The sequence below is a fragment of the Brachybacterium rhamnosum genome (assembly GCF_039526185.1).
Lineage (GTDB): Bacteria > Actinomycetota > Actinomycetes > Actinomycetales > Dermabacteraceae > Brachybacterium > Brachybacterium rhamnosum.
In genome coordinates this window covers 724,099-748,689 of the sequence record NZ_BAAAIS010000002.1, presented here as the reverse complement: position 1 = coordinate 748,689, position 24,591 = coordinate 724,099, and the positions used below count along the sequence as shown (strand labels likewise).

The 24,591-nt window shown below is 73.2% G+C and carries 26 protein-coding genes and 1 pseudogene; 10 read left to right on the top strand and 17 right to left on the bottom strand.

The window, feature by feature from the left end; genetic code table 11:
* The first annotated feature begins 35 nt into the window (after nt 1-35).
* Nucleotides 36-473 carry a VOC family protein gene (locus ABD080_RS05320; protein ID WP_343903905.1) on the top strand — a complete coding sequence of 146 codons (438 nt, stop codon included), beginning with the start codon at nt 36-38 and terminating at the stop codon, nt 471-473.
* Nucleotides 474-719: 246 nt separating this feature from the next.
* Here ABD080_RS05320 and ABD080_RS16805 read toward each other — a convergent pair.
* Nucleotides 720-1,085, bottom strand: a pseudogene (locus tag ABD080_RS16805) (EamA family transporter); the annotation flags it as partial.
* A 135-nt stretch (nt 1,086-1,220) separates the two neighbouring features.
* Between ABD080_RS16805 and ABD080_RS05315 the strand changes: the two are divergent.
* Entirely contained in the window at nt 1,221-1,844 is a 624-nt protein-coding gene (locus ABD080_RS05315) for a TetR/AcrR family transcriptional regulator (protein ID WP_343903904.1), read from the top strand.
* A gap of 15 nt (nt 1,845-1,859) precedes the next feature.
* A complete protein-coding gene (locus ABD080_RS05310; protein ID WP_343903903.1) occupies nt 1,860-2,927 on the top strand; it encodes an LLM class flavin-dependent oxidoreductase in 1,068 nt (355 codons plus the stop codon).
* On the opposite strand, the gene ABD080_RS05305 is transcribed toward ABD080_RS05310, so the two are convergent.
* From ABD080_RS05305 to ABD080_RS05295, 3 genes are all read right to left on the bottom strand, one after another.
* On the bottom strand, nt 2,920-3,825 hold the full coding sequence (locus tag ABD080_RS05305) for a helix-turn-helix domain-containing protein (protein ID WP_343903902.1): 906 nt from the start codon (nt 3,823-3,825) through the stop codon (nt 2,920-2,922). The two genes, ABD080_RS05310 and ABD080_RS05305, sit on opposite strands and share 8 nt — an antisense overlap.
* A gap of 116 nt (nt 3,826-3,941) precedes the next feature.
* Complete coding sequence (locus ABD080_RS05300) at nt 3,942-5,042, bottom strand: NAD(P)-dependent alcohol dehydrogenase (RefSeq protein ID WP_343903901.1); 1,101 nt, start codon at nt 5,040-5,042, stop codon at nt 3,942-3,944.
* Between the two features lie 114 nt (nt 5,043-5,156).
* On the bottom strand, nt 5,157-6,707 hold the full coding sequence (locus ABD080_RS05295; protein WP_343903900.1) for an MFS transporter: 1,551 nt from the start codon (nt 6,705-6,707) through the stop codon (nt 5,157-5,159).
* Here ABD080_RS05295 and ABD080_RS05290 point away from each other — a divergent pair.
* From ABD080_RS05290 to ABD080_RS05280, 3 genes are all read left to right on the top strand, one after another.
* Nucleotides 6,697-7,614 (top strand): exodeoxyribonuclease III, encoded by a 918-nt coding sequence (locus tag ABD080_RS05290; RefSeq protein WP_343903899.1) that lies wholly within the window; start codon nt 6,697-6,699, stop codon nt 7,612-7,614. The two genes, ABD080_RS05295 and ABD080_RS05290, sit on opposite strands and share 11 nt — an antisense overlap.
* Before the next feature lie 179 nt (nt 7,615-7,793).
* On the top strand, nt 7,794-8,747 hold the full coding sequence (locus ABD080_RS05285; RefSeq protein ID WP_343903898.1) for a hypothetical protein: 954 nt from the start codon (nt 7,794-7,796) through the stop codon (nt 8,745-8,747).
* A 68-nt stretch (nt 8,748-8,815) separates the two neighbouring features.
* Nucleotides 8,816-9,667: a hypothetical protein gene (locus tag ABD080_RS05280; RefSeq protein WP_343903897.1), complete on the top strand. Its 852-nt coding sequence runs from the start codon at nt 8,816-8,818 to the stop codon at nt 9,665-9,667.
* A 19-nt stretch (nt 9,668-9,686) separates the two neighbouring features.
* On the opposite strand, the gene ABD080_RS05275 is transcribed toward ABD080_RS05280, so the two are convergent.
* From ABD080_RS05275 to sbnA, 4 genes are all read right to left on the bottom strand, one after another.
* Nucleotides 9,687-11,069 (bottom strand): alanine racemase, encoded by a 1,383-nt coding sequence (locus ABD080_RS05275; protein WP_343903896.1) that lies wholly within the window; start codon nt 11,067-11,069, stop codon nt 9,687-9,689.
* Entirely contained in the window at nt 11,053-12,267 is a 1,215-nt protein-coding gene (locus tag ABD080_RS05270; protein ID WP_343903895.1) for an FAD/NAD(P)-binding protein, read from the bottom strand. The genes ABD080_RS05275 and ABD080_RS05270 overlap by 17 nt, the downstream gene beginning before the upstream one ends.
* A complete protein-coding gene (locus ABD080_RS05265; RefSeq protein ID WP_343903894.1) occupies nt 12,191-12,718 on the bottom strand; it encodes an FAD/NAD(P)-binding protein in 528 nt (175 codons plus the stop codon). Before ABD080_RS05265 ends, ABD080_RS05270 begins: the two co-directional genes overlap by 77 nt.
* The gene (gene sbnA, locus ABD080_RS05260) at nt 12,711-13,736 is read right to left on the bottom strand and encodes a 2,3-diaminopropionate biosynthesis protein SbnA (protein ID WP_137769466.1); all 1,026 of its coding nucleotides are present in this window, start codon (nt 13,734-13,736) and stop codon (nt 12,711-12,713) included. Before sbnA ends, ABD080_RS05265 begins: the two co-directional genes overlap by 8 nt.
* Before the next feature lie 236 nt (nt 13,737-13,972).
* Here sbnA and ABD080_RS05255 point away from each other — a divergent pair, with 236 nt between their 5' ends.
* Nucleotides 13,973-15,061, top strand: a complete 1,089-nt coding sequence (locus ABD080_RS05255) for a hypothetical protein (protein ID WP_264451366.1) — start codon at nt 13,973-13,975, stop codon at nt 15,059-15,061.
* Between the two features lie 61 nt (nt 15,062-15,122).
* On the opposite strand, the gene ABD080_RS05250 is transcribed toward ABD080_RS05255, so the two are convergent.
* From ABD080_RS05250 to ABD080_RS05240, 3 genes are all read right to left on the bottom strand, one after another.
* Nucleotides 15,123-15,626 (bottom strand): pyridoxamine 5'-phosphate oxidase family protein, encoded by a 504-nt coding sequence (locus ABD080_RS05250; RefSeq protein WP_137769465.1) that lies wholly within the window; start codon nt 15,624-15,626, stop codon nt 15,123-15,125.
* 154 nt (nt 15,627-15,780) lie between these two features.
* Entirely contained in the window at nt 15,781-16,074 is a 294-nt protein-coding gene (locus tag ABD080_RS05245; RefSeq protein WP_343903893.1) for a hypothetical protein, read from the bottom strand.
* 104 nt (nt 16,075-16,178) lie between these two features.
* Nucleotides 16,179-16,556, bottom strand: a complete 378-nt coding sequence (locus ABD080_RS05240) for a hypothetical protein (RefSeq protein ID WP_137769463.1) — start codon at nt 16,554-16,556, stop codon at nt 16,179-16,181.
* A gap of 114 nt (nt 16,557-16,670) precedes the next feature.
* Here ABD080_RS05240 and ABD080_RS05235 point away from each other — a divergent pair, with 114 nt between their 5' ends.
* Nucleotides 16,671-17,186 carry a MarR family winged helix-turn-helix transcriptional regulator gene (locus ABD080_RS05235; RefSeq protein ID WP_343903892.1) on the top strand — a complete coding sequence of 172 codons (516 nt, stop codon included), beginning with the start codon at nt 16,671-16,673 and terminating at the stop codon, nt 17,184-17,186.
* Between the two features lie 202 nt (nt 17,187-17,388).
* Here the strand turns inward: ABD080_RS05235 and ABD080_RS05230 are convergent, their stop codons facing one another.
* The 3 genes from ABD080_RS05230 to ABD080_RS05220 are packed head-to-tail and all read right to left on the bottom strand — an operon-like array spanning nt 17,389 to nt 20,242.
* Entirely contained in the window at nt 17,389-18,048 is a 660-nt protein-coding gene (locus ABD080_RS05230) for a response regulator (RefSeq protein WP_343903891.1), read from the bottom strand.
* Entirely contained in the window at nt 18,045-19,334 is a 1,290-nt protein-coding gene (locus tag ABD080_RS05225) for a sensor histidine kinase (protein ID WP_343903890.1), read from the bottom strand. The genes ABD080_RS05230 and ABD080_RS05225 overlap by 4 nt, the downstream gene beginning before the upstream one ends.
* Nucleotides 19,331-20,242: a CPBP family glutamic-type intramembrane protease gene (locus ABD080_RS05220; protein ID WP_343903889.1), complete on the bottom strand. Its 912-nt coding sequence runs from the start codon at nt 20,240-20,242 to the stop codon at nt 19,331-19,333. Before ABD080_RS05220 ends, ABD080_RS05225 begins: the two co-directional genes overlap by 4 nt.
* A gap of 234 nt (nt 20,243-20,476) precedes the next feature.
* Between ABD080_RS05220 and ABD080_RS05215 the strand changes: the two genes are divergently transcribed.
* Together ABD080_RS05215 and ABD080_RS05210 are read left to right on the top strand one after the other, a co-directional pair.
* Nucleotides 20,477-21,247 carry a CHRD domain-containing protein gene (locus tag ABD080_RS05215; protein WP_137769458.1) on the top strand — a complete coding sequence of 257 codons (771 nt, stop codon included), beginning with the start codon at nt 20,477-20,479 and terminating at the stop codon, nt 21,245-21,247.
* Between the two features lie 16 nt (nt 21,248-21,263).
* Nucleotides 21,264-21,977 (top strand): class F sortase, encoded by a 714-nt coding sequence (locus ABD080_RS05210; protein ID WP_343903888.1) that lies wholly within the window; start codon nt 21,264-21,266, stop codon nt 21,975-21,977.
* A 30-nt stretch (nt 21,978-22,007) separates the two neighbouring features.
* Here the strand turns inward: ABD080_RS05210 and ABD080_RS05205 are convergent, their stop codons facing one another.
* The 3 genes from ABD080_RS05205 to ABD080_RS05195 are packed head-to-tail and all read right to left on the bottom strand — an operon-like array spanning nt 22,008 to nt 24,306.
* Nucleotides 22,008-22,724, bottom strand: a complete 717-nt coding sequence (locus ABD080_RS05205) for an anti-sigma factor (protein ID WP_137769457.1) — start codon at nt 22,722-22,724, stop codon at nt 22,008-22,010.
* Entirely contained in the window at nt 22,724-23,344 is a 621-nt protein-coding gene (gene sigK, locus ABD080_RS05200) for an ECF RNA polymerase sigma factor SigK (RefSeq protein WP_137769456.1), read from the bottom strand. Before sigK ends, ABD080_RS05205 begins: the two co-directional genes overlap by 1 nt.
* Nucleotides 23,341-24,306, bottom strand: coding sequence for a copper resistance D family protein (locus ABD080_RS05195; RefSeq protein ID WP_343903887.1), 966 nt, complete (start codon nt 24,304-24,306; stop codon nt 23,341-23,343). The genes sigK and ABD080_RS05195 overlap by 4 nt, the downstream gene beginning before the upstream one ends.
* Between the last annotated feature and the right edge of the window lie 285 nt (nt 24,307-24,591).

Sequence of the window (24,591 nt, the reverse complement as noted above, 5' to 3'; positions counted from 1 at the left end):
CGGCGACCGGCCGCCCCGACGCCAGGAGGTCCCTCATGTCCACGAACTCCCCCTACGTCAACTTCCCCGGGAACGGAGCCGAGGTCCTCGCCCAGTGGCAGGAGCTCTTCGGCGGCGAGCTGGACGTCATGAGCTACGACGACTTCCCCGATCCCGAGGCGGCGTTCGGCTTCGCCCCGCCCCAGGGCGCGCTCGCCCACGGCACGCTAACGGGCGGTCTGCTCACCGTCGCCGGCGGTGACGCGATCATGTCGGAGACCCCTCCCGCGCTCCCGTCGGAGACCTACTCCTTCCTCATCTCTCCGGACACGACGGAGGAGGCGTCGGCCCTCGCGGAGAGCATCGTCGCGGCGGGGGGCGAGGTCGTCATGCCGCTGGAGCAGGCGCCCTGGGGCGCGCACTACGGCCAGGTCAAGGACCGCAACGGGGTGCTGTTCCAGCTGAACGTCGAGGCCGCCGCGCCGCAGGCGTGACCGCGGGGCGCCTCGGCGAGGGATCCGCGTACGCAGTGCGCGAGCCCTCGCCGGGCGCAGGCACTTGAGGAAGCCCAGGTAGCCGCCGATCCCGGAGAGCAGCACGAGCCACGCGAGGGCCGCGAGGAGCGGAGGGCCTGGCAGGAGCACCGGGCCGGGGATGAGGTCGAGCCCGCCGGTGACGGCGGCGACCGGCAGCAGCACGGCGACCCCACCGCTCACCGCGACCCCGCCCACGGCGAGCAGCACCGCCGCGGTGCCGAGCACGATCCCCGCGGTGCGCCGCCCACCGATCCGCTCCCCGTGGCGCACGCGGAGCACGACCAGGATGACGAGCGGCTGCATCGCGCAGACGATGGCGCTCGTGCCCGGGTCCACGCCGGCGGCGGTGCCGCCGAACACGCCGCCCAGGAACACCGCGGGGCCCAGGATCCCGAGCACCGCCTGCTGGGCGAGGTCGCGCGGCGCGAGCCCTGAACGGCGCAGCACGGGGAGCGCGACGGGGACCAGCAGGGCCGCCGTGATCAGGTAGCGCCAGGCGAGCACAGCGGCGGCCGGGGCGCCCGCGGGGGGCAGCGCGGATCCCACGAAGCCAGAGCTCCAGCAGAGCACGAACACGACTGATCAGGCAAGACTCTTCACCCGGCGCGGTAAACACACCGATCGGTATACTCGCAGTTCCCTCTTCCCACCCCCACATCGAGCGTCCGGCGCCCACGCGCCCACCCCCTCGAGAGGAACCCGCCGATGACCGCCCTCGACCTACCCCGCCCCGTCGCGGACTCCCGCTCCACACCGGCGGGGGAGGCGATCCTCGCGGCGGCGACGGACCTCTTCTACGAGCGCGGGATCACCGTCACCGGGGTGGACCTGCTCGCAGAGCGCGCGGGCACCACGAAGCGCACGATCTATCAGCGCTTCGGCTCGAAGGAGGGCGTGATCGTCGCGTATCTGCGGCGTCGGATCCGCTCCTGGCAGCTGCATCTGCTCGCGGAGCTCGACGCGTCGCCGCCGCTGCCGCCGCCACTCGCCGCGGCGACGGTGTTCGAGGAGGCGCGGCGGTGGACCCGGGATCCTGCCCGCGGATGCAGCTTCCAGATCGCCTGGGCGGAGGTGGGTGCGCGGCCGGGTCCGGCGGCGGAGCTGCTGCGGGAGGAGAAGGCATGGATGCGCGCGCTGTTCACCTCGATCGCCGGCGAGGCGGAACTCGGCGCGGTGCTGCATCAGCTCTACGAGGGCGCTCTGGTGACGACGGCGTCGACCGGGGATGCCGAGGAGATGGGCAGTGCCCAGGTGACGGCGCAGACCCTGCTGCGCACTCGACGCGCCGGCCTGCACGACCTACACTGGTCCAATATTCAACGATCTTAGGAGGTCGGTGCGACCATGCGCGCTTTCGGATTCCTCAGCTTCGGCCACTACGGCGGCAGCCCCGCCCAGGGCGGCCTCAGCGCCCGCCAGATGCTCCACGACGCGATCGACATCGGCGTGGGCGCGGAGGAGATCGGCGTCAACAACGCCTCCTTCCGCGTGCACCACTTCGCGCGGCAGGCCGCCTCCCCGATGCCGCTGCTCTCCGCGGTCGCTGCGCGCACGCAGCGCATCGAGGTGGGCACCGGCGTGATCGACATGCGCTACGAGAACCCGCTCTACCTCGCCGAGGAGGCCGCCGCCCTCGACCTCATCGCCGACGGCCGCGTCGCCCTCGGCATCTCCCGCGGCGCCCCCGAGGCCGCGGAACGCGGCTGGGAGTCCTTCGGCTACACCGGCTCCACGGACCCGCGCGGCGCGGACATCGCCCGCGCGAAGTTCGACGTGTTCCTGAAGGCCATCCAGGGCGAGCCGATGACCCGCGCCGCCGCCCAGCCCTACATGTCCGACGCCGCCCCGCACGCCCCGCTCGCGATCGAGCCGCAGTCCGCCGAGCTCATCCGCCACATCTGGTGGGGTGCCGGCTCCCGCGCGACCGCCGAGTGGACCGGCCAGCTGGGCCTGAACATGATGAGCTCGACCCTGCTCACCGAGGCCACCGGCGCCGCGTTCGGCGACCTCCAGGCGGAGCAGATCGACGCCTTTCGCACCGCCTTCCGCGAGGCCGGGCACACCCACGCCCCGCGCGTCTCCGTCTCGCGCAGCGTGTTCCCCATCGTCACCGCGCAGGACCGGATGCTGTTCGGTGCACGGCCCGGCGAGGGCTCGGACCAGATCGGCATCATCGACGGCACCCGCTCGACCTTCGGCCGCACCTACGCGGGCGAGCCCGACCAGCTGATCGAGGAGCTGAAGGCCGACGCCGCGGTGCAGTCCGCGGACACGCTCATGCTCACCATCCCCAGTCAGGCCGGCGTCGAGCTGAACCTCCAGATCCTCGAGAGCTTCGCCCGGCACGTCGCCCCGGCGCTCGGCTGGAAGCCCAACACCGAGGGCCCGGTCCAGGGGGACCCGGTCAGCTGAGACCCGACGCCGGCTCAGAGAGGGAGTCGTCCTCGGGGCCGGGATCGGTGGGACGCGCCGCACGGTAGGCGCGCGGCGTCGTCCCCGTCTCCTCGCGGAACCGTCGGTTGAAGTTCGAGAGGTTCGAGAAGCCGGCGTCGAAGCAGATCTCGGCCACGGGGCGGTCCGTCATGAGCAGCAGGCGGCACGCCTCGGAGACCCGCATCCGGATCACGGTGCGGGAGAAGCCGACGCCCGTGGCCCGGGAGAACAGGCGCGAGACGACGGTGGGCCCGCGACCCAGCTCCGCGGCGAGGTCCTCGAGCCGCAGCGGCTCCTGCAGATGCTCGTGCACGTAGGCCATCGCCCGGTCGAACAGCTCGGAGTCGTGCTGGCCCAGGGTCGAGTCCAGCGCACGGTCGTTCAGCAGGTCACGCTCCTCGGGAGGGGCGCCGGCCAGCACGTCGAGCAGCTCGAGCAGTCCGGCGAAGCGGCTCGCCCCGCGCCGTTCGGCGATCCCGAGGAGCAGCGCCTCGGCCCGGGCGCGGGTGCGGCCGTGGAACTGGATGCCGCAGCGGGCCTCCTCGAGCAGCGGCGGGATCCGGACCAGGTCCGGCACGGTGGCGGCGATCCGGGAGAGCAGCTCGAGGTCCACCTGGATCAGCGCGTCGCGCCCGGTGACGACCTCGCCCTCCGCGATGGAGGAGACCCAGTTGTGCGGCAGCCCGGAGCCCACGAGGTAGAAGGCCCCGGGCCCGAACGCGCGCGCCGCGCCGCCGATCTGCGCGGTGCCGGTGGAGCCGGTGACGAGGTGCAGCTCGATCTCGGGATGGTGGTGCCAGCGGGCGAGGGGGTGCGGGTAGTCATGCCGGAACCAGCGCAGCGCGCTCGCGGAGTCCATGAGAACGAGCTCGCGCACGGGCGCGAGCGGATCCCCGATGGCGACCATGTCCGTCACCCCCTCTCCCGGCCTCGGCTGTGGGCCGACGATATCCCCCGTGGGGGCGCCGTCGGGCCCGCCGTCGGCGACCGGGCTCAGCCCTCCTCGGGATCCGCGAAGGTGATCTGCAGCTTGGTGTCCGTGGGCCTGCCCTCGGCGCCCCGGTCGAAGGCGGCGACCGCGTCGGCGACCGGGAAGGTCTTCGTGACCAGCGGTGCGAGGTCCACTCCGGGACCGGCGGCGAGGTCGATCGCCTTCTGGTGCACGTTCGCGTAGCGGAACACGGTCTCGATGCGCAGCTCGCGGACCTGCGCCTTCGTGGTGTCGAAGGTGACGGGTCGGGTGGGCATGCCGACCACGACGAGCACACCGCCCGGGGCGGGGGCGTCCCAGATCGACTCGTAGGAGGGGGCCGCGCCGGAGGCCTCGAACACCGCCTGCGGGCCCCAGCCGCCGGTGTCCCGGCGCACGCGCTCGGCGAGGCTCTCCTTCGTGGCGTCGACCGGGACCAGGCCCGGGATCCCCTCGATGAGCGCGAGCTTCTCCGGGGCGAGGTCGGAGACGTAGACGCGGGCGGCGCCGCCGTTCAGCGCGGCGATCGCGGTCATGATGCCGATGGTCCCGCAGCCCACCACGGCGGCGATGTCGCCGGGTCGGAGGCGAGCCTTGGTCGCCGCCTGCATGCCGACGGCGAAGGGTTCGATGAGCGCGCCTTCGGCGAAGGAGAGCGAGTCGGGCAGGCGGAAGGTGTACTCCGCAGGGTGGAGGACCTCCTCCGCGAGGCAGCCGTCGTACGGCGGGGTGGCCCAGAAGCGCACGGCCGGGTCGACGTTGTAGATGCCCTCGCGGGCGGCGCGGGAGCGGGGGTCCGGAACGCCGGGCTCCATGACGACGCGGTCGCCGACGGCGAGGTTCTCGACGCCCTCGCCGATCGCGAGGACGGTGCCGGAGCCCTCGTGGCCGAGGATCATCGGCGCGGTGACGACGAAGCCCCCGATCGCGCCGTGCGTGTAGTAGTGCACGTCGGAGCCGCAGATGCCGACGGTGTGCATCGCGATGCGCACCTCGCCGGGACCGGGGTCACCGGGGCGGGGGACGTCCTCGAGGGTGATGCGGCCCTTCTCCTGGAGCACGACGGCGCGCATGGTGGCGCTGCCCGGTGCGGTCGCGGGGCGGGTCGGGGTGGTGCCGGGCATGGGGTGTCCTTCCGGGACGGGAGCGTGAGCGGGCGGGGTGCCGGGGCCGCGGTGTCGGCGCAGCGGCGGCGGTCGGTCGGGGTCGGCCGGGCTGGGTGGGTCGGGCGACTGCTGTCAGACGGCGCCGATGAGGTCCGCCTGAGGGGCGGCCGGGGCGTGTCGGCGAGCGCGTCGCTCCGCGCGGGTCAGGGGCCGGCCGTCGGCGTCGGTGATGCCGGGCTGCGGGGGCCGGATCACGAGGGTGGTGAGCGTGCCGAGCACCATGAGGCCGGCGAAGATCCAGATCACGCCGAGGGAGCCGACGAGCGGCTGGAACAGGGTGACGATGCCGGGGCCGATGAAGGTGGTGAGTCCGGACGCGAGGTTGTGGGCGGAGATCGCGGCGCCGCGGTGCTCGGGGGCGAGGGCCGGGAAGATCGCGCCCATCGGCACGAAAGCGGTCACGGAGACCGCGAAGAGGATGCCGGCGGCGTACATCATGACCAGCGAGTCGCCGAACAGGTGGGGCACGTAGCCGAAGCCGAGCGTCGCGATCGCCATGCCGCCGAACCCGAACCAGCGCATCTGGCGCATCCAGCCGTAGCGGTCGCCGAGCCGGCCCCAGAGGATGTTCGTGAGGATCTCGATCGCGGAGACGACGCCCCACAGGCGGATCCACTCGGTCTGCGTGAACCAGGCCTGCGAGTCCGAGTACAGGCCTGTGAGGTAGAGCGGCATCATCAGCGGGAAGCCGTACAGGGTGAGGTTGCACAGCACGCGGATGATCACGGCGAGGGAGATCTGCGGGCGCTCGGCGAGGATCGTGATGCCGCGCAGCAGCTCGCGTGCCCGCTCGGCGCGGGTGAGCACCTGCGTGGAGATCGCACCGCGGGGCGCGCCGGGGACGAGCAGCAGGCAGACCAGGGTGCCGGCGGCGACGAAGACGGGCGCGATCCAGAGGGTGGCCCGCTCACCGATCGCGGGGATCGTGAGCGAGGGGATGAAGGCACCGAGGGTGCCGAGACCGATGGAGAACGCCGCCCAGAACCAGCCCATGGCGCTCGCGAGCCGCGCGGGGTCCGTGGACTGGGCGATGAGGACGACGAAGGAGTACATGAAGAGCGGATAGGCGACGCCACGCAGCCCGTAGGTGAGCACGGCGAGGACGGGGTCCTGCACGCCGACGGTGAGGAAGAGCAGGTGCAGGACGATCCACAGCACGCCGCCCAGGAGCATCAGGCGCTTGGGGCCGAAGGTCTCGGCGAGCACGCCCGTGGTCCAGGCGGAGATCGCGACGACGAGACCGTAGACGGTGAGGACGAGGCCAGCCTGCTGGGGCGTGAATCCTTGCTGGGTGACGAGGTATCGCGAGAGGAAGGTGAGGTCGAAGCCGTCACCCGTCATGAAGATCGCGAGGGCGATGTAGCCGAACACCAGCCGTCGGGGCATTCCGAGAACCATGGCACTCCTTCGTGCTCGTCGTCGGGTCCGTCGCGATGGGGACGGGCCGGAGGGGAGGCCCGGGCAGTGGCGTCCGGGCTGGTTCAGCGTCGCAGGGCGTCGCGGGGCGATCCAGCACGACTCTGGCGCAGAACCGGTACTTTCCTGCGGTCCATGCGGCGCAGCACGCCTCGGCCCGCACCGCTCGCGGCACCCTCGCCGATAGCCTCGGAGGATGCTCCGCATCGCGACCGCCAACGTCAACGGGATCCGTGCCGCGCACCGCCGCGGGTTCGGCGACTGGCTCGTCGGCCGCGGCTGCGACGTGGTCGCCCTGCAGGAGGTGCGCGCGCAGGCGGCGGTGCTTCCCGAGGGCGCGTTCGGCGACTTCCACGTGGCGCTCGAGACGGGCACGCTGCCCGGCCGGAACGGGGTCGCGGTGCTCACGCGGGAGCCGCCGGCGGCGGTGCGCACCTGGTCCGGGAGCGCGCTCGTCGGCGGCCCGTCGGCCCCGCTGCGGGAGGTGCCGGCAACGGACCACGTGGCTCTCGCACGGGGCCTCGGCCCCTTCGCCCACCAGGGCCGTTACCTCGAAGTGGACCTCGCGGACGCGCCGGTGACGATCGCCTGCCTGTACCTGCCCAAGGGCGGCCTCCCCGCGCACCTGCAGCGCCCGGAGCGGATGCGGGAGGCGCCCGACGGCGGCGCGAAGTACACGCGCAAGATGGGCTTCATGGCGGCGTTCTCCCGCTATCTCACCCGCACCCGGCGGGCCGCGGCCGCGCAGGGCCGGGAGTTCCTGCTCATGGGCGACCTCAACATCGCGCACACCGAGCGGGACCTCGCCGCGTGGCGCCGCAACCAGCAGACCGACGGCTTCCTGCCGGAGGAGCGGGAGTGGCTGAGCGCGCAGCTGTCCTCCCGCACGCTCGTGGACGTGGTGCGTCGCCTGCATCCGGACACGGCGGGCCCGTACTCGTGGTGGTCGTGGCTCGGGCAGTCCTTCGCCAACGACGCCGGCTGGCGGATCGACTACCACCTCGCGACGCCGCGCCTGGCCCGTTCCGCGGTGCGCGCGGAGGTGGACCGCGACCACCTCGGCGTGCGGCTCTCCGACCACTCCCCCGTGGTCGTCGACTACGCCCTGGACTGACCCGCCCGCAGGGCGAGGAGGCGGGCCGACGGCCGCGCCCCGCCCCTGGTCAGGGGCGAGGGAGGCGACTGCGTCACGTCGGCCGTGAGACCTTCCGGAGGGCGTCGCGGGGACCGTAGAGTAGGCGGTGATCGGGCACCGGTGGGGATGCCCACCCCGTCAGGTCCCGGAGGTCCTCGATGCCCGCGCCGCACCTCGTCGCCGCACCGGCGGCCCCGGCGCCCCTCCCCTCCACCACCGCCGCGATCGGCAGCGCCGCGGCCCGCGCCCTGCTCACCGCGAGCGGCACCCGCGACCTCGCCCTGTGGGGCTCCTCCTCGATGAGCTCCGAGCGGGGCGACGAGTCCACCCCGCTGCCCATCCGCATCCACGAGCACCTCGCGCTCACGGTCGCCCCCGGCACCGTCCACGCGCACGGCGTCGGTGCGACCTGGTCCCAGCACGCCGTGCTCATGCGGGGCCTCGACACGCCGCAGGCCACCCCGCAGGGCCCCCCGGACGCCACCACCGGCGCCGTGGCCGTGGCACTCGACCTGGACCTCCCGCCCCACGGCCGGATCCGCTTCCCCGCGAGCGTGGGCGACGTGCCCGGGCAGATCGACGGCAGCACCGGGACCTGGATCTTCACCCCGAGCGACGCCTCCGCCACGGTGACCGCGGGCCGGCTCGTCTCCGCCCTCGCCGAGCAGACCGCGGGCGCCCGTCAGGTGCTGTGGATGGGCAAGAACAACATCCTCGACACCGCCCGCGTGCTCGAGGACACCCAGCGCATGTGGGACGCCGCGCCGGACCCGGAGCAGGACACCCTGGTGCTCGGCCAGTGGGCGACGGAGCACGACCCCCGCGGCTCGGCCACGGCGGAGGCGCTCGCGGCGGTCAACGCCGAGCAGGCCTCCCGCTACGGGGACCATTTCGTGGACGTGCAGGCCCTGCTCACCTCGGAGAGCGGGCTGAGCTGCGCACCGCTCGCCCCGCTGCAGGTGCTCGAGCAGGCGACCACGCAGGACGCGCTCGCGCAGGGCGTGGTGCCGCCGGTGCTCATCGCCCACGACCTGATCCACCTCAACGGCTGGGGCAACCTCGCCGTGGGCTGGACGCTCATCCGTCGCATGCGGGAGCTGGGATGGCTGTGAGGCGACCGGCGGCCCCGCATGTGCGCGCGGGCCGTCCCGGGGCGCCCACCCCGGCGCGACCTGCGGCGATGCCGAGTCCGACGGCCCCGACGCCGGTCCCCGAGCCGGCTCCTGCGGCGCCGCGCACGGCCCCGGCCGTCCCGGTCCCGCCGGTCGCCGACGCCGCGCCGACGCGACCGGTCACCGCCACCCCGTCGGCCCCTGCGGCCTCGCCGGCCACCCCGGCGCCGACCGCGCGCCCGCACCGCCGGCGCACCGTGCTGCTCGGCTCCGCGGCGATCGCCGCCGTCGCCCTCCCGGTCACGGCCGGGGCCCTCCTGCTGCAGCGCGGGGACGCCTCCGCGAGCACGGCCGACGGGACGTTCACCGACGTCGGCGCCGACGACGACGCGCTCGAGGCCTACCGCTGGGCGGACGCCAACGGGGTCCAGCCGGCCCTCGAGGACGGCAGCTACGCGCCGGGGAACGCCGTCACCCGCGGCGACCTGGCCCTCGCCCTGCACCGCTTCGCGGGCGCGCCGGCGGTGCCGTCGGAGGCCGTGCCGGCCATGCTCGCGGACCTCGACACCGTCCCCGAGCGGCGCGACGCGCAGCTGTGGCTGTTCGGGCACGCGGCCCTGTGGGGCGACCTGTCGCTGTGCGTGCACCCGGACGAGCCGGCGAGCCGCGAGAGCGCCTCCCAGACCCTCACCGCCCTGCTCCGGCCCAGCCTCAGCGCCCGCGGCCACAGCCAGGCCGTCACCGACCTCGCCGCCGCGGACGCGGACCCCACCACCTCGGCGCTCGCCTGGCTGCGGGACTCCGGACTGCTGCCCTCCGCCCTCACCGGCCTGAAGGCGGACGCCACCGCCGTCACCCGCGGCGAGCTCGCCCAGCTGCTCTTCCGCGCGGACCAGGTGCTGGCCGGCGCCCCCGGCTGACTCCTCCCGCCGGTGCGCCTCACGGGCGCATCGGCGACAGCGCGTCGATGCCGTCGCGCCGGAACCCGGTACCCTCCTTCACCACATTGGAGGCAAGGGGGAGCTGATGCGAGGCGCTCTCCAGGATGTGCATGAGATAGCCCGCCGTGTTCGGCAGCGCGAGCACGTCCCCCACGGCGACGCCGCCGGGGAACGCCAGCCGGCGTCGCAGGATCAGCTCGGCCTCGATGCAGTACGCGCCCACCAGGTATCCCTCCATCGGTCCCGAGGCGGTGCCCCCGGTGCGGACCAGCACCGGGTCCACCAGGAAGTCGTCGGAGGTGGACCTGCACTGCGTGCGGTTCATCTCCACTCCCACCAGCGGGATCCCGTCACTGGTCCCCGTTCGCTGGACCACCCGGGCAAGGGTCATCCCGCAGCCGTCCAGCAACGATCGGCCGGGTTCGCACCGCAGCTCGAGATCCCGTGCCCGGAGATCACGCGCCACACGTCGCAGCAGCTCCTCCATCCAGGCGCCACGGGTCAGGGCCTGGTGGTACGGGTAGACCTGGCGCAGGCGCTCGCCGCGCCAGGTGACCTCCTCCCCGGGGGCGCGGCCCTGCCCGTCGTGGGCCACCCAGAACGCGTCCCATCGCCCGGCGTCATCGAGATAGGACATGGGGATCCCGCCGCCGATGTCGAGGAACCAGGGCCGATGCCCCGCCTCCCGCAGCGCATCGATCAACACCGTCGACTCGCCGACGGCGCGCGCACGCGCCTCCACGTCATAGCCGTGGAGGTGGAAGTGGACCCCCTCGATCCGCAGGCCCTGCAGGGCCCCCGGCTCCCTCGCCCAGTCCTGCCACGTCGATGCGGACTCCCCGAACCGGGTCGGTGCGATGAGCTCGTCGGGGGTCGGTGCGAGGCGGAGGGCGATCGGGTGCGACCCCGTCTCCTGCCGGTCGGCGACCTCCGCGGCCAGCGACGACGCCTCGTCCAGGTTGTCCAGGACCAGCAGGGCGCCGGAGTCCAGCGCCAGTCGCAGCAGCGGGCGCGGCTTGACCGCGGCGGTGACCACGATGTCGGCGGCCGGGATCCCCCGGTCCAGGGCCTGCGCGAGCTCCCGATAGCTCCCCACGTCCACCCCGTGACCGGCGGCGTGCGCGGCGTCCATCATCCCCAGCGTCTTGTTCGCCTTGCGGGCCGCGAAGATCCGCAGGCGCACGCCGGCGCGCTCCGCGGGCCGCTCGAGCTCCGCGGCGTTCCGGGCCAGGGCGGAGAAGTCGTGGAGGTTCAGAGGGCTCCCGTGCTCCTCCAGCATCGCCGCGCACCCCTCCGCATCGGCGAGCACCTCCTGCATCCAGGGCTCCAGTCGAGCGGGCAGCGGCGGCAGCCCATGACAGCCCTCACTCAGGTCTTCCACGATCACACGGTCCCTCCTCGGCAGCAGTGGCGGCCACACGCGCGGCCCAGTTCTCGATCTCATGGTGCAGGTGCCGGTTCAGCGTGTCGTGCCCGATCACATCGTCCTCCGTCGGCCGTCCGATCAGCGCGAGGTGCTCACGTCTCCGGCCGCTGACGTCCAGCGCGGTGCCGTCGGCGTCGACCATCGCACCCCGGCGCCCCGGCCGCACGGCGACGATCCGCTCCTCCAGCAGCTGGCGGGGCAGGGGATCGAGGAGCGTGACGAGGCCCGGCGGAGCGAGGACCGCATCGATGACCAGGTCGACCTCCGACGAGCTCGGCAGAATTCCCGCCGGGGTCGGGGACACGCCGGCGTCGAGCCAGCTGAGGTCCACCGCTCCGGAGTCGATCATCGCGAGGAGCTTCTGCGCGGTGACGAGCGGCGGGCCGAAGGCGAAGCGCTCCAGGGTCCGCGACGCACGCTGCAGCACGGCCCACTGCTGAGAGGACATGTCGGAACCCCTCAGTGCCGCGGTGACCTGCGGGTACAGGCGGGACCACGCCCGACCCAGGGCCCACGCGGCCCCCGGAGCACGATGCCCCAGGGCGACGTCGACACTGCGCCGCAGCGCCTGTTCCGCGCCGCGCCGCGCATCCGGTGCCGCACCGGAGCGCAGAGTGGCCTGGACCTTTGGGTGATCCTCCGGGCCGCCCAGCAGGAGCGCCGCCGCGGAGGTGATCTCCGCAAGGAGGCGCTCCGCGAGAAGGGGGTCGCGCCGGTCGAGGTCCTCCAGCCGCTGCGCCGCTCCGGCGATGACGGCCGCATCGACCTCCGCCGCGGGGGTGCCCGGATCGGGCTTGGCATCCAGCAGGATCCCCTGCCGGGAGGTGGGCAGAAGGGTGGCCGGCTCACCCGGGCCGCGCTGGTGGAGGAGGACCCCGGGCCGGCCGGGCGCCGGCACGAAGGTCGCCCCTCTTCCCTCCGTCAGCGCGAGCGCGGCATCGAGGAAGGTCAGCGCCGCCCCGCGCACCACCGCACGCGAGCCGGCGGGGACGGAGGAGGGCGAGAGCATGGTGGCGACCGGGAGGACGGCGGGCCGCAGCGGGACCACGGAGGACCACGACCGCGCGAGCTCGCCCTCATGGTGCCGGCCGTGCCCGGTCGCGACGAGCACCTCGTCGAACTCGTCGCGGGACAGCCGCGGCTCGCACTCCACCAGCCATCGCCGGCCGTGGGNGCCATCGCCGGCCGTGCGGTCGCACCGCGACCGCACGCGCCGCCACCGGCTGCAGGTCGGCGACCTCGCCGAGGGCGGCGACCAGGGCCCGCCACCGTGCGGTGAGGTAGCCCCCGATCACCGCCCGGGGCGGGTAGACCTCTCCCGCGAGGTCGGGCCGATGCGTGCCGACCCAGTCGGGGAACCCGGGGAAGGTCCGGCTCACCGGAGCGTCCAGGATCGCGGCGGAGACGTTCAGCCGCAGGAGCTCCGGCTGCTCGAGCTGGTACGCGGCGCCGGTGCCCGGATGACTCCCGGGGTCGATCACGGTGATGGCCCAGCGGGGGGCGTCGGGTCGGGAGGTGAGCCGGGCCAGCAGCGCCTCCAGGGCGAACAGGGCCTTCGGCCCCGCCCCGATGATCGCCGCACGCCGGCGGTCCGGGTCAACCACGGAGTGACGCGGAGATCAGCGAGTCCTGGGCCGCGGCGAGCGTGGACGCATCGGCGCCGATGACGCGGCGGACCCAGTCGTCGTCGTAGACCGTGTCGAGGTACGGGGCACCGCCGTCATGCACGATGAAGGCGATCCGGGCACCCGCCTCGAGCCGCGGGAGGAGGGACGCCATGGCGCGCACGATCGCACCGGTGGACGCACCTGCGAGGATCCCCTCCCGCTGTGCGAGAAGCCGGGCGCCGGCGACGGCGTCCACCGCACCGATCCGGTGCACCTCGTCGGGGACGACCGTCCGTGAGGTCTCCGTGACCACGCCCGCGCCGATGCCGGGCAGCGGCCGCGCGGCGCCGGCACCGCCGAAGAGCACGCTGCCCACCGCGTCCACCGCGATCATGCGTGTGGCCATCGCGTGCTCGCGCACGTAAGCGCTGCACCCTGCGATCGTCCCCGTCGTGCTGACCGCTGCGAGCATCACGTCCAGCCGGTGATCGGTGGCCTCGGCGATCTCCCGCATGGTGCCCTCGCGGTGCGCACCGGGATTGGCGGGGTTGCCGTACTGGTACAGGTTCACGGCGCCCGGGATGTCCTCCAGGAGCGCGGTCACGCGGGCCAGCCGCGCCGTGAGCAGATCCCCGGTGAGGGGATCGGGCTCGGCCACCAGGTCGATCTCGCCGCCCAGCGCACGGATCGCGGCCATCGTGGACCGGTTCGTCCTGGAGTCCACCACGCACACGAATCGGATGCCGCGGGTGCAGCACACGCGCGCCAGGGCGACCCCGAGGTTGCCCGAGCTCGACTCGACGACGGTCCCGCCCTCCCTCAGGCGACCGGAGGCGATCGCCTCCCGCACCATGGCGAGCGCGGGGCGGTCCTTCGTGCTGCCGCCGGGGTTCACCGACTCGAGCTTCGCGAGGATCTCGACGTCGCTGTCGGGGAAGAGTCGGGAGAGCCGCACCAGAGGGGTGCGCCCCACGGCCGCGTCGATGCCGTCGAGGATCCCCGGAGAAGTGCTCATGCGCGCCACACTACGGGCTGCGAGCGCGCACGAGCCCGGGTCGACCACGCGGTCCGGACTCGCACGCGTCAGGTGGGTGCCGCCGGCACGCAGCGCCCGACGTCTCGTAGGCTCGACGGGCGCCGGAACGGGCCCCGCCGCTGCTCGCCGTGCGCGAGAGGCGCACCGCCCGCCCGGCGGCGATCCACCCGCGACCATGATCGGAGCTCGACGTGCAGGACACCTCCCGAGGACCGGTGAGCATCCTCCTCATCTCCGACCCCGGGCTCCCCACGCGCCGCGCTCAGGCCGTGCGCGATGATCTCCAGGGACTCCTCGACGCGACCTTCCGGGAGCCCGTCCGGCTGCTGCTGCACACCTCGATGCTGCGCCTCCGCCCGGACGATTCGCTGGATCTCGGCGACGCCGTCGCCCTCGCCGAGCAGTACGAGGGACCCGATGTGGTCCTGCTGCTCACGGAGATCCCTCGCCTGATCGATGGCCGCCCCCTGATCGCGGAGATCTTCCCCGCCGAGCGCGTCGCGGTCGTCTCCTGCCCCACCCTGGGCGCCTTCCGGAACCGCTCGAGGATTATCGACGCCCTCGTGGACTGCGCCCGCCGCATGCATCCGCCGCCTGAGCCCCGTCCGGGCGTGCGGGTGGGCACCCGCTGGTCGCACTGGATCGAGGCCGAGGGAGAGGACGGGCACGCCATGCTCCGCGCGCGGGCGTGGCTCGCCGGCCCTCGGACGGTGCTCGGCATGATCGCGGGCAATGAGCCCATCCGCACCGCGCCCCGCCTGTCGAGCGCCATGGCGGCCGCGGCGGCAACGGGCGCCTTCGGGATCTTCTACAGCTCCATCTGGGCGATGTCCACGTACCTCTCGACCCCTCGCCTCCTCGGCATCGGCGCTCTCGCCATCATGGCCATGGTGACGTGGCTCATCGTCAGCAACGGTCTCTGGGACCGGCCGCGGCGCTCGAACCTCGCCCGCGTCGTCCTGCTGTACAACCTCTCGACGGTCGGGACGCTGCTGCTCTGCGTGCTCGCGCTCTACGCCGCGCTCGTCGCGCTCATCCTGGCCGGAGGGACGATCGTCATCGCCCCGGACTACATGGCGACCGTCATCGGGGACGCTCCCTCGTGGAGCACCTACCTCGACATCGCCTGGCTCAGCGCGGCGATGGGCGTGGTCGCCGGGGGGCTCGGCTCGAGCTTCGACAGCGGGACCGACCTCCGCTCGCTCACACACGGTCAGCGGGAGCGTCAGCGCCGGTACACCGAGGAGGACGGGGATAGTGCCGCGGAGAGCCGCGGCGCGGTGGCCGACGACGCGGGGAGCTGATCCGACCGCCCCCGGGGCCGCCCTGAGGGCGTCCCTCACGCCGCCGCCGTGCCGACGCCTCTCACAGCTCCGTGGTGTCGGTGCCGCCCGGCGCCCGCTCCTTCGTGACCATCGCTCGCACCATCTGGGCCGCCCCGGCGATCCGCCCTCCCGGCAGCCCCCAGAACTGGGCGGAGTCGGTGGTGACGCGCAGCAGGGCCAGGTCCGGGTCGTCAGGACCCTGGGGGAAATAACCCTCCGCGGAGTCGTTCCACAGCTCACGGACCGTGGCGGCGTCCTCCACGAACTCCGCATGACCGGCGACCGACAGCCAGGACCCCGCCTCGCTGATCGAGATGTTCACCGCGCTGCCGGAGTTCAGCGCGCGGGCCTGGTCCCCGCGGCGACCGACGAAGAACCACACGTCCGCCTCGTCGGTCACTCCCTGGATCGTCATGGGGTGGGAGACGAGCTTGCCGTCACCCACCGCCGTCGTCAGCATCACCACACTGGTGTCGCGCAGCTTCGCGGCGACGTCTCCGGGGGTGAGGTCCTTCGCGTCCGGCGTCTTCTGCTCGTTCTCCATGAGGAGCTCCTTCTTCTCGGTGATGCGCCCTCCCCCGCGTGGGGAGTGCGTTCGATGGACATCGTCGGTGGCCCTGGTCGCCGCGACGGGGCCGTCCGGGCGGGCTACCGCGCGCACACGCGCGACCCCCGGCTGGGCGCCGGGGACGCCTGGGTCACAGGTCGGCGAACTTCTCGCGACCCACCCACGCGCGGCCCGCGGACCCTCCCCATGCGTCCCACGCGACACGGCCCGGGGACGGATAGCTGGCCTCCCCGCGCCGGAAGCCCTCGGCCTCCGCATCGTGTCGGTGCCGGGAGAAGTAGCGCTTCATCCTGCCGATCTGATCGTCGTCCACCGCCTCACGGCGTGCGAGCTGATGGGCACGGTGATCGCCGACATCCGTGAATCCCTTACCCGCCCTGCCCTCGGAGATCCACTCCACGGCTCGCCGGGCGGCGGCTGCCACGTCCTGGGGCGGCACATGTCCTGTCACGGGGTCTCTCCTCGGGGATCCGGATCGATGGTGATCCATGGTGGTGGATGGTGCGGTGGCGGGCAGGGCCGGCACGCCTAGGAGATGGTCAGCACCTGCGCCGGGCCCACGGTGCCGGCGCGAGCCCATCGTCTCCCCGCGAAGCAGAACTGGATGCTCCGCCGCGCGTCGACGGCTCCGATCTCCGTGCCGAGCAGGGGCACGATGCCGTCCACGACGTGGGCGACGACCGTGGCGAAGTCACCGCCGGGGGCGATGCCGATCCGCGCCTCGAGCAGAGCGCCCTCCGCGGTGTGAAGCAGGGCGAACGACGCCTCGCGAACGTCCTGCAGCCGCAGTGCGGCAGCACGAGCTCGGGCGCACGCCCGCGCGGAGGAGACTCCCTCGGGAGCGGCGACCCTTGTCTCGGGGACGCTCGTCATGGTCTCGCCGGGGACGGCGGGGGCGAGGATCATGCGCGGGTTCTCCATCGTCGCAGCAGGCTCGATTTGCTATGATCGGGCATCTAATAGTTAGACAGGCTATGTTTTGTTGTGGAGCACGTCAAGCCCCGGCGACCTGGAGGTCGGATGGATGCGAGCGAGGAGGAGGAGGCGAGGAGCGCCTGCTACTGGTACCCGACGATCGTCGGCGGGCCCGCCGAGTCCGTGGACGTCCTCAACGAGCTGCGTCGCTATCGCGAGTCGACCACGACCCTGAGGTCCAAGGTCCGCCAGGACATGGGCATGGGCGAGAAGGATCTGCTCGCCCTGCGCATGCTCCTGGCGGCCCGTTCCCGCGGCGAGGTCATGCGCCAGCAGGAACTGGCCCGGCGCCTGGCCATCACGGCGGCATCCACGAGCGCGCTCGTGGATCGGCTGGTGCGGGACGGCTATGCGAGCCGCGAGGCGCATCCCGAGGATCGTCGCTCTATCGCCGTCGTCCCCACCGCGCACGCGGAAAGAGAGGTCCGGGACACCTTGCAGGACATGCACCGACGGATGCTCGCCGTCGCCGAGGCGCTGAGCCCCGAGGAACGTGCCGTCGTGAACCGCTTCCTCCGGGATCTGAACCATTCGATCGATGCGGAACCAGGGACACTCTGAGGCAACTCGGCGGCGGAAGCCATCAGCCCGGCCCGAGCAGTCGACGTGGACGTCGCGGGTCACGGTTCCCGGATTGCTCGAGGGCGAGCCCCGACACCGATCCCCTTGGAGTACTCATTGCGCCGACGTCATCACGACGACTGTGCTCTTCCGGCGTGCACGGGGACAACGCGACCTCAGCGACGCCCAGCTGCCAGGTCTTTCATGGGCGAGTGGCGACGACGCGGTTCTGGTAAGCCCACACGACCGCCTGCAGCCTCGAGGTGACGCCCAGCTTCGGCAGCATCCTCGCGAGGTGGGACTTCACTGTCGACGTCTCCACGTGCAGCTGGGCGCCGATGTCGGCGTTGCTCATCCCCTCCGCCAGCAGCCGCAGGATGTCCCGCTCGCGGGCAGTGAGGAGCTCCTCCGCGCCGCGCCCACGGACGACCACCGGCTGCAGCCGACGCCGCTCGGCGACCTCGCGGAGGATCCGACGGGTCAAGGACTGGTCGATCGTGCCGCGCCCCGCCGCCACCTGCCGCGGGGCGTGCGCGATCACCTCCGGGTCGGCGTCCTTGAGGAGGAAGCCCGCGACGCCGGCCTCGAGGGCGCCGAAGACGTACTCGTCGAGGTCGAAGGTGGTCAACATGAGGACCTCCACGTCCTCGTCGCGGATGGCCTCGGCGACCTCGATGCCGTTCATCCGGGGCATGCGGATGTCGAGGCAGGCGACGTCGGGCCGCAGCTCGCGGATGAGCTCGAGCGCACGTGCGCCGTCCTCCGCGACGCCGACGACCTCGATGTCCTCCTCGACCTCGAGCAGGGAGGCGAGGCCCTTGCGGACGAGCGCCTGGTCATCGGCCAGCACCACACGGATCATGGTCGCCCACTCCTCTCCTCCGTCGGCGGGGCCGACCTGTCGGCACGCTCGCGCGGGAGTTCCAGAGTGACGTGCCAGCCCCCGTCCTCCGTGGGGCCGTGGTCGAGGCCGGCTCCGACGAGCTCCGCGCGCTCCCGCATGCCGAGGAGTCCGAAGCCACCGTGACCGCTGCTCGCTCCGACACGGAGCGGGGCCTCGTTGACCACGGTGATCCGTACCCGGTCCGACGCCGTGGCGTCGACGCGGACCTCGCAGCGTGCCCCCGGCGCATGGACGGCCGCATTCGCGAGGGACTCCTGCACCATGCGGTAGCCCACCAGCTGGGCGAGCGTGCCGACCCCAGCGCCGGGATTCGCCTCCGGCGGCAGGACCACCAGGGCCCCCGCCGTACCAGCGCCGCACCGCTGCTCGACGAGATCCGCGAGGGAGGCGAGCGAACGGTCGGCGAGCGGGGCGGCGTCCTCGACACGGAGCAGACCCACGAGCCGGCGCAGGTCGCCGAGCACGGCGGTGCTCTGCGCGCGGATGTCCCGGGCGGACTCCTTCGCCGCCTCCGGAGAGCGGTCCACCTGGCGCTCCAGCGCCGAGGCGAGCATCGCGATGCCCGACATGTGGTGGGCGGCGATGTCGTGGAGATCGCGGGCCACGGCGGTCCGCTCGGCCGCGATCGCGGTGGCGATCCGCGCGTCCTGCTCGCGTCGCAGCGCAGCGAGCTCCCGCTCCTGCGCGCCACGTGCCTGCCGACGGCTGACCACGATGAGAGCGACGAGCATCGGCGCGCCGATGACGATCACCGCCTGCCCCAGCCCGGCGAGGACCGCCTGACCGGTGCTCGTCCCGCCGGATCCCACGAGGTTCACGCCGGTGACGACCGCGGTGAGCACGGCCATGCTCGCGGCCACCGGCGGAGCCTGCTCCCGCCGGACCCGGACCCCGGTGAGATATGCGGCCACGAGCACCGCGAGGGTCGTCGTCCCGACGGCGCCACCCGACGCGAGGAGCGCGAGCGGCACGGGGAGGGCCGCCACCGTGACCGGCGCGAGGCGCGGCGCAGGACGCGAGGCGGCGAGCACGGCCGCCTGGACGAGCAGGGTGGTCGCGACGCCCCACCACGGGCCCGTGCCCGGCGCGGGCGAGCTGACCAGGTCCCCGCCCGCGCGCTCGATCAGCGGGAGGACGAGGAGCGTACCGAGGGCGAGGACCAGGCAGACCAGCGCCGCCGCGGCGTCCCTCCGCCGGTGGTGGTGACGGGTCCGCGGCGGCGCGGGGGTCCTTCTCGCCGTCATGACCCCGACGGTAGCCCCTGACGCGCCGGGACGGTCGCCCGTGCCGTCGGGGACGGGGCCGCCTCCCGCCTGCCGAGTCGGCCGCGGGTGCCGACGACGACCGCCACCGCCGCGACGACTGCGGCGAGGGCGAGCAGCGGGTACACGTGCTGGGCCGCGATCGAGGGGAACATGGCCGACCACAGCACGGAGGCGAAGGTGTTCGCGCTGACATGCATGAGCATCGACAGCGGCAGCGACTCGCCCGTCCGGTTGAACATCCAGGACATGACGATGTTGAAGCCGAGGCAGAACACGGTGAAGGCAAGCAGGCCGGTCCAGCTGCGCCCGGGCCCCTCGGCCCAGTCGGTGAGGAACAGCGGGTAGTGCCACAGCGCCCACACGGGCCCGAGGATCGCGGCCGACACGAGCGGGCTGTGGCGTCGCTGCAGGCGGCTGAGCGCGAAGTCCCGCCAGCCGGGCTCCTCCGCCAGACCGGTGGTCACCAGCTGCAGCACGAGCACCGGGGCGTAGAGCGCGAGGAGGGTCGGCGCCGGCGCGACGACGCTCCCGCCGATGACCATCGAGGCCACGATGCCGACGGCCACGAGACCCGCGGGGACGGCGAGCAGCGACACCGCGTACCAGCGCCAGTCCGCGCGCCAGCGGAACAGCCGACCCGCCCAGGCGCGCAGGCCTGCGCGCCCGTCGACGACGGCGGTGACGATGAGCGCGGAACCGATCGGTCCGAGGAACGCGCCGGGGATGACACCGAGCGGCTGGGTCGAGCCGAGCACGACCGGGTAGTCGACGTCGATGACGCCGAGACCGCTGCGGGAGAGGATGTAGTTCAGCCAGCCCAGCCAGCTGAGCCCGCAGGCCAGGACGAAGAAGCTGAGCAGCGGTCGGGAGCGGATGAGGGACACCATGGGTCCTCCGATCGAGAGGGGGATGCTGACTCCTCCACGATCCCCGGCGCCGCGACGGGTCTCGAGACCCATCGGATCGGTCCGCCGGACCTCCACCTTTGGATCCAGGCGGGCGGGACCGCGGCGTCCCGCATCCGGGAGCGGACCAATCCGCCCGCGGGACCGCTCCGAATGACCGGTGTCACCGTCCCCTGCGGCCTCCTCGCCGCACGGTGACCCAGGAACGGAGACATCATGCGCACGACGATGAAGTCCATCACCCTCATGGCCGCCTCCATGGCGATGATCGGAGCGGGCGCGGCAGCGCCGGCGATGGCCCATGGCGATGACGCCCACAGCTACCAGGCCGATCTCACCCAGCTCAACGACTCCGGCGCGTCCGGCACGGCGTGGTTCACCCTCGACGGTGACGAGCTCACCGTGAAGATGGACACCCAGGGCCTGCTCGCGGGCTCCCCGCACGCCCAGCACATCCATGTCGGCGGTGCGGGCAAGTGCCCGGATCCCGACATGAAGGGGTCGGGCGTGGACGGGGCGATCCGAGTCACCGACGCGATCGACGACTACGGCATGGTCGGGGCCTCCCTGACCACCAAGGGATCGACCGGGGCCGATCACGGGCTCGACGTCGCGAACTTCCCCACCGAGAGCGGTCATTACGAGCGCACCTTCACCGTGACGGACGAGGTCGCCTCGGCCATCGAGGACGGCACCGCCGTCGTCGTGCTGCACGGCGTGGACCACAACGGCAGCGGGGAGTACGACGGCGACCAGAAGTCGGACCTCGACGAGTCGCTGCCCAGCGAGGCCACGGATCCCGCGGCCTGCGGTGTGGTCGGTGCGAGCCAGATGGCCGACATGCCCGAGGGCGGGGTCGAGACCGGTGACGGCACGACCGCCGGCATCGAGGACGCCGGCCTCCTCGCCGCGGGTGGCGTCCTCGCCGCCGCCGGTGTGGCCGGCATGGTGGTGAGCCGTCGACGCGCGGCTCGGCGCGAGAACTGAGGACGGCAGACCGTCCATGGCACGGTCGATGATCGACACCCCGCGCGGTGGTCGCCCCTGGGCCCCCACCGCGCTGGGCGTGCTCTGCATGGTGGGTCTGCTGCTGGTGGTCGTCGCGCTGCTGCGACAGGAGCCGGCTCCGCCGCAGGCGCCCACCGTCGGGGCCGGGACCGAGAGCTCGGCGTCCGCATCGGACCCCGGCTCGACGTCTCGCCCCACCACCCCCGAGTCGTCGCAGCCGACCAGCACTCCGGAGGCCACCCCGACGGCGCTTCCCGCCTCGGAGCCCACGAGGGTGCGCCTCGACGGCCGGGGCATCGACGGGAACGTCTTCCCGATCTCACTGGCCGACGACGGGACCCTGCCCGCACCCAGCGGTGCGCGCAAGGACGACGCCGCCTGGTACGACGGCTCGCCGACGCCGGGCCAGCCCGGCCCCTCGGTCATCGAGGGCCATGTGACGTACGGCGGTGAGCCGTCCGTGTTCTTCGAGCTCGGCGCCGTGCAGAAGGGTGACCGGGTCACGGTGGACCGGGAGGACGGTCGCACCGCCACCTTCGAGGTCTACGACGTGGCGCGCTTCCCCAAGGATGCGTTCCCCACCGAGGGCGTGTACGGGAACACCGCCGGCCCCGAGCTGCGTCTGATCACCTGCGGCGGCAGCGTCGACGGCGAAGGACGGCACGCGGACAACGTCATCGTGTTCGCGAGACTCGTGGACGACGTGTGATCTGCACCCTCCCCGGTCGCCGCGGGGGGATCAGGAGTAGGTCACCGCGATGAACGGCGACGTCGTCGGCTGCTCCGAGCCGCCGGCCGGTTCGAGACTGACGGCCGTTCCTCCTGCAGCGTGCGACCCGATGCGCAGACGGGCACGGCCGTCGGCATCGGGGCGCAGCAGGCCGGCATCCTCCGGCCCCGCGGGGCTCATGCTCCAGATCTGGTAGTCACGACCACGGGGAGCCGGGGGCAGGCCCCGCACCTCGATCACCGACGCCGCTGAGGACGCCGAGTGCACGACCGTGACCTGCGCGGACTCCCAGGTCGTCGAGTAGAGCCGGGCGTCACCGGCGGTCAGCACCCTCGCGATCTCCTGATCCTCCTCGGAACGCCCGGGCCGCGACAGCACGACCCCGGTCGCCACGACGGCGCTCGCGGCGAGCGCCAGGGCGCTGCCGATCACCGCGCGGCGCGACGGTCGCATCCGTGCCTCCGTCGGCGAGGAGGCGGCGGCTTCTGCGCGCACGGCGTCCAGGACGCTCACCCGCAGGCGCGCCGGGGGCGCACTCTCCAGCCCGGCGGAGATCTCGACCGCCGTCTCCCGGAGGGAGGCCTCGAGGGTACGGCAGCGCGGGCAGGTGGCCAGGTGCGCATCGACCTCGGCCTGCTGCCGCCGGTCGAGGGCGTCGAGCACGGACGCGACGACGAGTGACTCCATCTCCTCGTGCTCGTCGGGATCGGGATGCTTCCCGGCCATCACTCCTCCTTCCTCTGCCGTGGGGCGCTGACGATGCGTCGTAGGGCCAGCAGCCCGTCGCGGAGCCTCGTCTTCGCGGTGCCCAGCGGAATCCCGAGCCTGTCGGCGACCTGTGTCTGGGTCAGACCGTCGAGATAGGCCAGCCGTATCGCCTCGGCCTGCCGCTCCGAGAGTTGCTCGAGCGCCGTCCGCACCCGCTGCGCCTCGAGCGTCGCGAGAGCGGCCTCCCCGGTGGGATCCGGCTCCTGTGTGTTTGCACGGGATTCGTAGGCGACGTCCCGATCGGATTGTGATTGTGACGAACGCACCCTGTCCACCGCCCGGCGGTGCGCCAGGGTCAGGATCCATGCCAGCGCGGACCCGCGAGCGGGGTCGAAGCCGGCCGCCCGTCGGAAGACCTCGAGGTACACCTCCTGCGTGACCTCCTCCGCCTGTGCGGGGTCACGAAGGACCCTCAGCACCAGGCCGTGCACCCGCGCGCTCGTGGCGTCGTAGAGACCCGCGAAGGAGTCCGCGTCACCGGCGGCGACCGAGAGGATGGCATCGCGCAGAGCGTCGGGCGAGGCCGGAGCGGGGATCTTCGCGTCCTCGGACGCGAGGTCCTCGGGCGGCGGCGTCATGGGGCCATTCTAGGGGCCCCGGGCTCACCTGGTCCCCCCACCCCAGATGCGGCGATGGGCATGGTCTCCTGCGCACCCACGGGGGACTGCCCGTTCCCGAGGGCGCCCCCCGGCGGGCTCTCGTGGGGGCTCAGGTTCACCAGGACGCCGGTGACCACGAGCACGCCCAGCAGCAGCACCGCCTCGCGCCGCATGATGCGCAGCAGCCGCTCCCACGGGGCATCGGCCGTCGCGATGGCCGGCAGAAGTCGAGTTCGGTTCCACGCGGCCAGGCCCACGGCCACCCCCACCACGCTCAGCTTCAGCAGCAGCGCGCGTCCCCATCCGGTAGTGACGAGAGCCGCGGGCGCGTCGAGGATCAGGACCGTCATCAGGCCTCCGCTCACCGCGAGGACGAGGACGCTCACGAGGGCGGCGGACGAGAAGCGACGGATCACGACCACCGCCTCCTCCGCCGTGCCATCGCTGCGCAGCGCGGCGATCACCGCGACCGTCCCGATCAGGCCACCGGTCCAGAAGGCGCCGGCGAGCAGATGGCCGACATCGACCACGAGCATCAGCGGGCGGGGGCCGACGGAGACCGAATGGCCGGTGAGTGCGGGGCCGAGCAGTCCCAGCAGCGCCCCTGCGAGGGTGGGCACGGGCCGCCGCGCGCCGCCCGCGACGACGACGATCAGGGAACCCGTTCCGACGAGGACCGCCGCCGCGAGCTGCTGGGGGATGATGCCCGCGGTCCATCGTGACCAGCCGGCGACATCGATCGCCGCCGCCACCATGAGCGCCACGCTCGTCAGCGCGGCGGCAGAGGCGAGGACCCTGGTCCGCCGCACCGCGGCGACGGAGCCGAGAGCCTGCGCAGCGTCCCTGCCCCGCGCCACGGTGACCCTGCACAGGAGGAGTCCGGCCGTCACCAGCAGGGAGAGGTACTGCAGGCCCGTGAGCGCCTGGACCGCGATCGCCATCATCTGCGGCCCGTCCTCGACCGCGTCGCCGTGACCCGCCGCTGGTCAGGCGGCGAGCTGCGGGCGGTGGCCGTCCGGCCTCGGTGAGTGAGCATAGGGGTCCTCCGGGGGTGTGCTGTCCCCCGGAGTTCGTCGCCGAGCCGCCAACGGATGGGATGAAGGGTCACCTCCGGCATGAGCGGCGAGGCGGTCTTCCTCGCCTCCGGTGAGTGGAGCAGCAGCGGCCATGAGCACGCCACTCGCGGGCGCTGGGTCCGATGCGTCGGCGCCCACCGGCCAGGACGC

Excerpts from the sequence above, each read along its gene's own strand:
- ABD080_RS05225 (WP_343903890.1), bottom strand. The coding sequence starts at position 19,334 with ATGACGGCGAGAAGGACCCCCGCGCCGCCGCGGACCCGTCACCACCAC.
- ABD080_RS05240 (WP_137769463.1), bottom strand. The coding sequence starts at position 16,556 with ATGATCCTCGCCCCCGCCGTCCCCGGCGAGACCATGACGAGCGTCCCC.
- ABD080_RS05315 (WP_343903904.1), top strand. The coding sequence starts at position 1,221 with ATGACCGCCCTCGACCTACCCCGCCCCGTCGCGGACTCCCGCTCCACA.
- ABD080_RS05295 (WP_343903900.1), bottom strand. The coding sequence starts at position 6,707 with ATGCGGAGCATCCTCCGAGGCTATCGGCGAGGGTGCCGCGAGCGGTGC.
- sbnA (WP_137769466.1), bottom strand. The coding sequence starts at position 13,736 with ATGAGCACTTCTCCGGGGATCCTCGACGGCATCGACGCGGCCGTGGGG.
- ABD080_RS05280 (WP_343903897.1), top strand. The coding sequence starts at position 8,816 with ATGCCGAGTCCGACGGCCCCGACGCCGGTCCCCGAGCCGGCTCCTGCG.
- ABD080_RS05215 (WP_137769458.1), top strand. The coding sequence starts at position 20,477 with ATGCGCACGACGATGAAGTCCATCACCCTCATGGCCGCCTCCATGGCG.
- ABD080_RS05235 (WP_343903892.1), top strand. The coding sequence starts at position 16,671 with ATGGATGCGAGCGAGGAGGAGGAGGCGAGGAGCGCCTGCTACTGGTAC.
- ABD080_RS05210 (WP_343903888.1), top strand. The coding sequence starts at position 21,264 with ATGGCACGGTCGATGATCGACACCCCGCGCGGTGGTCGCCCCTGGGCC.
- ABD080_RS05320 (WP_343903905.1), top strand. The coding sequence starts at position 36 with ATGTCCACGAACTCCCCCTACGTCAACTTCCCCGGGAACGGAGCCGAG.
- ABD080_RS05195 (WP_343903887.1), bottom strand. The coding sequence starts at position 24,306 with ATGGCGATCGCGGTCCAGGCGCTCACGGGCCTGCAGTACCTCTCCCTG.
- ABD080_RS05300 (WP_343903901.1), bottom strand. The coding sequence starts at position 5,042 with ATGCCCGGCACCACCCCGACCCGCCCCGCGACCGCACCGGGCAGCGCC.
- ABD080_RS05250 (WP_137769465.1), bottom strand. The coding sequence starts at position 15,626 with ATGGAGAACGAGCAGAAGACGCCGGACGCGAAGGACCTCACCCCCGGA.
- ABD080_RS05285 (WP_343903898.1), top strand. The coding sequence starts at position 7,794 with ATGCCCGCGCCGCACCTCGTCGCCGCACCGGCGGCCCCGGCGCCCCTC.
- ABD080_RS05205 (WP_137769457.1), bottom strand. The coding sequence starts at position 22,724 with ATGGCCGGGAAGCATCCCGATCCCGACGAGCACGAGGAGATGGAGTCA.
- ABD080_RS05230 (WP_343903891.1), bottom strand. The coding sequence starts at position 18,048 with ATGATCCGTGTGGTGCTGGCCGATGACCAGGCGCTCGTCCGCAAGGGC.
- ABD080_RS05310 (WP_343903903.1), top strand. The coding sequence starts at position 1,860 with ATGCGCGCTTTCGGATTCCTCAGCTTCGGCCACTACGGCGGCAGCCCC.
- ABD080_RS05290 (WP_343903899.1), top strand. The coding sequence starts at position 6,697 with ATGCTCCGCATCGCGACCGCCAACGTCAACGGGATCCGTGCCGCGCAC.
- sigK (WP_137769456.1), bottom strand. The coding sequence starts at position 23,344 with ATGACGCCGCCGCCCGAGGACCTCGCGTCCGAGGACGCGAAGATCCCC.
- ABD080_RS05220 (WP_343903889.1), bottom strand. The coding sequence starts at position 20,242 with ATGGTGTCCCTCATCCGCTCCCGACCGCTGCTCAGCTTCTTCGTCCTG.